Below are 2,081 nucleotides of genomic sequence, written 5' to 3'. Positions count from 1 at the left end.
CTTGTCCTTCTTCATCGACTTCTATGGCCTGACGCTGTTTGCTGCCGGCGGTCTGAATAATGGTGGCGTCAATGACGACGGCGGATGCTTTCTCTACTTTTAGGTTTTTTTCGGTCAGTTGGCGGTTAATCAGTTCCAGCAGTTCAGACAGGATTAAAACGTCGTCTGAAAATCGACAATTCGTTTTCAGACGACGTTTTATGAGAAATTCAGCAAATCCCTTTCATCTTCCCCAAAAAATCAATCTCCTCACTCGTTCCTTCCTTCTTCCCCCGCCAAACCGTGCAGCAGCAATCCCAATATATCCTGCGGCAGCTTTTGCGGCGCAGCGGCATAAAGCGCGGCCAATTGCGGGTGGCGCATCAATATATCTGCCTGTCGGATGAACAGGTCGATGAGTTCCACCGGCAAATCGGGCTGAATCAGGCGGCGTTGTTGCAGGGTATGGAAGAAACCGCGCATAAAGGCGTATTTTTCTTCGTTCAACTCATGGAAAAACCGCTCCAGCTCCAAATCGGTGTTTTCTTCGATGTCGCGCAGGAAGGCGGCGGAATAGAGTTCTTCAAACGATTGTTTTTGTAGGACAAACACGGCTTCGGCGGCTTCGCGCAGGTTGCATTGCCGTGCAAGCAGCGCCTCAAATTCGGCACGGACGCGGTTTTTCTGTTCGGTAACGATTTCCTGCAAGAGCGCGTTTTTGCCGCTGTAATATTTGTAAAAGGTAACGCGGCTGACGGCGGCCTCGGCGCAGATTCCGCCTACGGATACGGCGGAAAAGCCGTGTTCGCGGAACAGGCGGCGGGCGGTGTCGGCGATGGTTTGTTGTTTGCTGGCGGTCATGACGGTAGGAAGGTTTTGATTTTGTTCATAAAGGGTTTTCATTAAAGTTATCCGCAAGTCGGATACTCATCATATTTCCCCACGACGGCAATGGCAATACGGCGGCGTTTCAGACTACCTCTTTCCTTATCCCGCCGCTCCGCCCTGCGGACAGGGGGCTGTCGGATGCTTAGCAGGCCAAATTCATAAAGGCCGCAGAATCGCCCTCACCAACCTTCTCCCACCAAATGGGAGAGGGAATTGTTTTTTAGATGGTTCACTATAAAAAGGAACAAGTAAAGTAAATGATAAACACTTGCATTCCTGTTTTTTGTTTTTTATACTTTACATTAATAGTTTGTTTTATGTAAATGTGTAAACAACAAATATTTGCATACTGCCGGATCGGTTGGATTGCCTGATGTTCAATCCGCCCCGGTGTATGCCGTCTGAAAGGATAAGGAAATGCAGAAACCCACCCTCCGCCGCCTGCCGCTGCTGCTTGCCGCCGCTTTCGCCTCCGAATGGATTTATGCCACTGATACGGCGCAAGATGCGGAACAAGTGCAGTTGGAAGAAGTCGTCGTAACCGGCGAACGCACCAACCGCAGCGGCTTTGAAACCGCCACGTCCAACCGCGTTTTCACCACGCCGAACATCGACCGCAGCGGCCACAATCTTTCCGCAACCGACCTGCTCAAACAGACCGTGAACACGGTGGACTTGGGCAGCGGCAACGATTTGCCGACCGTGCGCGGCGTGGATGGTTCCGGCCCCGCCGTCGGCGCGGTGGCGTTTTTCGCGGGCACTCGGCCGCGCCTGAACCTGTCCATAGACGGCCGCTCCGCCACTTACAACGAATACGCCTTTGGCACGCAGTCGCTGTGGGACATGCAGCAGGTGGAAATCTTGCGCGGGCCGCAAAGCCATGTGCGCGGGCAGAACGCGGTGGCGGGCGCGGTGGTGATGCGTTCCAAAGATCCGACCAACGAATGGGAAGGCGCGCTACGCTTGGGTTTGGGCAACCAGAAAACGCGCAACATCGCCGGCGTAGTGTCCGGCCCGATTGTGAAAAACAACCTTGCCTTCCGCCTGAGCGCGGAGCGGCAGCAACGCGAAAGTTACGAGCCGTTCGTGTCCTATGAGCCGACCGGCAACCCGCGCCGTGTGGAAAACACCAACGTACGCTTCAAACTCCTGCTCACGCCCGAAAACCATCCCGATTTTTACAGCCGCCTGACGCTGAACCACATCCGTTCGCG

Annotated in this window: 2 protein-coding genes and 1 pseudogene; 1 reads left to right on the top strand and 2 read right to left on the bottom strand. The window is 54.1% G+C overall.

Annotated features, from left to right (window positions below):
* Together ACTHSP_RS20020 and ACTHSP_RS20015 are read right to left on the bottom strand one after the other, a co-directional pair.
* Positions 1–151, bottom strand: a pseudogene (locus ACTHSP_RS20020) (IS5/IS1182 family transposase); the annotation flags it as partial.
* A gap of 98 nt (positions 152–249) precedes the next feature.
* Positions 250–882, bottom strand: coding sequence for a TetR/AcrR family transcriptional regulator (locus ACTHSP_RS20015; RefSeq protein ID WP_440346776.1), 633 nt, complete (start codon positions 880–882; stop codon positions 250–252).
* A 402-nt stretch (positions 883–1,284) separates the two neighbouring features.
* On the opposite strand from ACTHSP_RS20015, the gene ACTHSP_RS20010 reads away from it, so the two are divergent.
* Positions 1,285–2,081, top strand: a 797-nt coding sequence (locus ACTHSP_RS20010; RefSeq protein WP_440346775.1) for a TonB-dependent receptor plug domain-containing protein, incomplete at its 3' end; no start/stop codon positions are given.

It is taken from the genome of Neisseria sp. P0001.S005, from assembly GCF_051963715.1.
This window is presented reverse-complemented; position numbering and strand designations above follow the sequence as displayed.